This window comes from Sphingobium indicum BiD32 (genome assembly GCF_000382885.1).
GTDB lineage: Bacteria > Pseudomonadota > Alphaproteobacteria > Sphingomonadales > Sphingomonadaceae > Sphingobium > Sphingobium japonicum_C.
This window is the reverse complement of sequence record NZ_CAVK010000173.1, coordinates 1-4,104: the sequence shown is the minus strand read 5'-3', so window position 1 is coordinate 4,104 and position 4,104 is coordinate 1. Positions and strand designations below refer to the sequence as shown.

Sequence of the window (4,104 nt, the reverse complement as noted above, 5' to 3'; positions counted from 1 at the left end):
GGCCCAGTCGGCCCGAAGCTGCGATTTTGGCCATGTTGAAGAACAAAGATTGAACATGGCGATCTACCAGGCTCGCTCTTGTCCTCCAATCTCGTAAACATCGGTCTCGATCGAGCACCTGTAGCTCTCTGCGATGTTGAACATCTCTGTCTGGAGAGATGCGATCTCATCATCGAGGCTGACGCCATCGGCACCCTGATCATAGGCGACGGTCAGCGTGTAATCGCAGTTCCCGGTCTTTTGCATCTGGTAATCCCGCTCCAGCATCGCCTCAATGCGCTCGCGAGCGGGCTTTCTGCCACGACCATGCTTGTTGAAGTTCTCGATGGTCAGATGCAGGGCGATGGTGACAGAAGGCGGCTTTTCCGGCAGCCCGATCCTTGAAGGAATGACGTCAAGCGCCCGATAGACGGTCATTCTTGAGATCTTGAGGTCGCGCGCGACGCTGGCCTTGCTCGCGCCGGCGGTGATCCGGCGTCGGATTTCATCGTCATCGATGTTTTTCTTCCGGCCTTTGTAGACGCCTTCGGCGCGCGCCGCCTCGATCCCGGCGCGCTGCCGGTCCTTGATGAACGTCAGTTCCATGTCCGCGACCATGCCCAGAATGGTGATCACCATCCGCCCCATGCTTCCGGCCGTCGTCACCTCCGGCTCAAGCACCCGCAATGAGGCTCCCTTCTGGTCGAGTTCATGAACCAGATTGAGAACATCGCGTGTGGAGCGACCGAGCCGATCGAGACGCAGGACGACGAGTTCGTCATCGGCGCGCAGGAACTGCATGATCGTCTCAAGCTCCGTGCGTCCAGTGCGCGATGCGCCCGAGCCTGTTTCGGAGCGGAGGATTTCACAGCCCGCTGCCTTCAACCGGGCAACCTGGATGTCGAGATCCTGGTCGATGGTGCTGACGCGGGCGTAGCCGACGCGGGTCATGGGCAAATCCGTCACATTAGGGTGGCTTTGCCCTCGTACAGTAACATTGGTGACGGAACCACCCTTTTGTGACATGTCGTATATGTCACTTCCGATCGTCACGTTCGGGTGCACCCAAATGGTGCGAGCGGAAAGGCCCCGGTCAGGCAGCAAGCCGCCCAAAATCGATCCGGCTATTCAGATCGAGGTCGAAGCGGCCATAAGGATTGACGTGGCTGTAAATCAGCGGTGTGAGGCCGCGATAATCATCCGGCGTCATCCGGCCCGTCCATTTCGGTTCCACCAGCACGCTCTGAAGCATTCGGGTGTTCACATAGACAAGCGACGCTTGCAGCAAATGTAGCGCCAGGACCGAGAGCTGCTGCTCATCGATGCGGTTAGTGGCGATCTCGCCGCCCTTGCCGAAGAAAACGAACCCATTGGCACTGTTCCAGTTTTCAACGACATTCAGGCCTTCATGAATTTCGCGGCGGAAGGACTCCTCGCGCAGATACCGGCACAGGAAGATCGTCTTGACCGCGCGGCCCAGCTCACTCAACGCCTTGTAGGTCGGGTGCATCACCTCGGAGCGGCTAAACCGGCGCAGGATCGCCTCCGGGTCGGCGGTTTTTGTCTGCATCGCGGCTGCATATTTGACCATCTCGTCATATTGCTGCTCGATCTCATCCCAGTTGATCGGACTGGAGAGGATCGGCTGCAAGTGGGGAAGCCGCGTTCGCATGCCGACATCGGGAAGAGCCAGCTTCTGGCGAGCGATCGCTTTCAGGCGGGGTGCAAGCTCAAATCCGAGAAGCCGGCAAAATGCAAAGCCAACCGCGCTTTGGCCATGACTATCAACATATTGTCGCTGGATTTCCATGTCGGTGCAATGGCGCAGCACGCCCTCGATCATGGAGGCGACCTCGGAGGAAGAGCAGCGCTTGAGCTGGGAATAGACGCATGTCGCGCGTCGTTCGACATGCCAGTAGATCATGACGCCCCGTCCACCATAACGCGCATGCCATTCCGTCATCAGGTTGCGATCCCAGGCTCCGAACTTTGTGGAATCTGACGCACAGGCCGTGCCGGCGTCCCCCCAGACTGCAGCATTGCGGATTGCCAGGGTCGCATTCGCAACCCTGGCACACGCCTCCTTGAGCGCCGCGGCATGAACGAAGCGGCGATGGACATGCAGCAGCTCTTCATAGCTGACATCGGGGGTGGCGCCGGCGATCCGCTTGAGCCCGGCATTCGTTCCCAGGCCGTAGAGGCATAGCAGGAGACGTTGATCCAGCGCGGTTTTCGGCAGTGCAACACGCGAGGCCGATGTTTCGAACGCTTCGAGAAGTCCCGTATCAAGGGCAGCCTCCTTCAGTACGTCGAGCAGCCCGGTCATCGGCCAGCGTTGGCCGATCTCGGTCTTGATCGAGGCGAGACCCCTGGGTTCGGGCAAGGGTTTGAACGGGGTGAGAGATATACGGTTCTCGCCGCGCCACAGCAGCCGAACCTTGTCGTTCCGGGGAATATTGGCATTGAGGAGCAACAGTTCCTGAGCAAGCTCTTCCCGGATGGCGCTTGAAAATGCACGCGCATCCGCCGTCAGGTTCAATCCTGTGTAATATGCTTCTCGCCGCGCATCGAAGTCCTTGGGAAGATCGTCATCGGGATTGCGGTATCGGTCCGCCCCGACAACCCAGATTTCCTTAGAACGGATGCGATCGCGCAGTTGCGCGAGGACACAAAGCTCATAACTGATCCGGTTTACGCGCCCCTCTTCATCAATGACGGAACTGCGCCATCTCGCCGGAATGACCTCGTCGACCGGCACTGCGTGCGGCGGCACGTAGCGGCATCCATCATCCACTTTGCTTCTGATCCAGTCCAGGGCCGCCAGCACCGGACGCCACACGGCGTTGTTCGACCGGAACTCCAGTGCCGAAAGCAGGCTTGGCAGCATACGGCGATAATGATTGGCCCATGACCTCCGCATCACCTTGTAGATCCGCCGATCCAAGGCGCCCTTTGCCTGGCTTTCCTTGATGATCGCCGCCAGTTTGTCCTTGCCGGCGATTGGGAAAATGACATCGCAGATGCGCCCGGATGGATCGTCGATCGAAGCGCTGGCAATCTCGACCAGGAGTCGCTCCTTGCCATAGACCCGCTCGATGTCTTTCGCGATATCGCCCACCACCTTGCGTTTCGAGCGCGATCCGATCTTATGGACCGTCTCGATCAGCAGGTCGACCATCGCATCCGTAAGCTGAGCTTCCCGCGCCATCAGATAAACGGCATAGAGCCCGAGCTGGCGCGCCGGTACATGCCGGCGCATCTCCGAGGCTTTCTCGCCGGCAACCCGGCGAACGATCTGATCGACCCATGCCTTGCCCGTGACCGATAGGAAATCTCGGGGAAGAGCAAGCCGTTGGATAAAGGCGAGTTTGGCGGTCACGCCAAGAATGTTTTCGAGCGTCGCCTGACCTGCATCCCCCTTCATCGTGTTGAAGCCGGTCGGGCCATCGGGATCGGCGAGCGAGGCTTCCAGCAAGGCGACCGCATCCGGCGCAAGCCGATCGCGGACTCGGGCCAACAGGGCCTCCAGATAGAGGTGTCGTTGCGAACGGACGAGGCGTTCCAGCTCCTTGCGCGACGGCCCATAGATACGGCGGTCGCGGCACCACAGGAAAACATGCTCGAGCATGGCATTGATCGGCTGCCCGCCCGCACAAAGATCGTCGGAAATCCACCTCGACAACGCCCTGCGATCCGTCTGCGTCATACGGCGGAACCCGAGATGCCGCAAAATCTCCGCGCAATGCCGGCGGGCGGTGCGCCCGGAAAAATCATAGTGGTTCACGGATTTGGCATCGAGACCAAGTTGCTCCGCCAGATACAAGACACCGTCGGAGGGTATCGACGCATGATCCGGCACAAAGAAGCCATGCCCGGCGAAAAATCTAAGCTGAACCGCCAATCCCAGTCGTGCCGTCTCCGCTTTGCCGGTCACGAACGCGATGTCCGAAAAACTCAGGCTCCAGGAGCCGATCAGATCCCCACTCGAAACGCCAAGGCTCATAACGCCGCTCCCTTATCGGAGCGGAACGTCGTTCCTCGCATGGGCGATCGTCAACAACAACCAGCCCGTTCCCGACGTGTTCTCCAAGATGACCAAAATCGCAGCTTCGGGCCGACTGGGCC

At 59.6% G+C, this 4,104-nt stretch carries 3 protein-coding genes; 1 reads left to right on the top strand and 2 read right to left on the bottom strand.

Annotated features, from left to right (window positions below):
• Nucleotides 1-63: 63 nt before the first annotated feature.
• Together EBBID32_RS17135 and EBBID32_RS17130 are read right to left on the bottom strand one after the other, a co-directional pair.
• Complete coding sequence (locus tag EBBID32_RS17135; RefSeq protein WP_006961816.1) at nt 64-930, bottom strand: recombinase family protein; 867 nt, start codon at nt 928-930, stop codon at nt 64-66.
• Nucleotides 931-1,072: 142 nt separating this feature from the next.
• Nucleotides 1,073-3,982: a Tn3 family transposase gene (locus tag EBBID32_RS17130; RefSeq protein ID WP_006961814.1), complete on the bottom strand. Its 2,910-nt coding sequence runs from the start codon at nt 3,980-3,982 to the stop codon at nt 1,073-1,075.
• On the opposite strand from EBBID32_RS17130, the gene EBBID32_RS25005 reads away from it, so the two are divergent.
• The coding region (locus EBBID32_RS25005) for a hypothetical protein (protein ID WP_231382235.1) at nt 3,921-4,104 on the top strand (184 nt) is incomplete at its 3' end. The genes EBBID32_RS17130 and EBBID32_RS25005 overlap by 62 nt on opposite strands.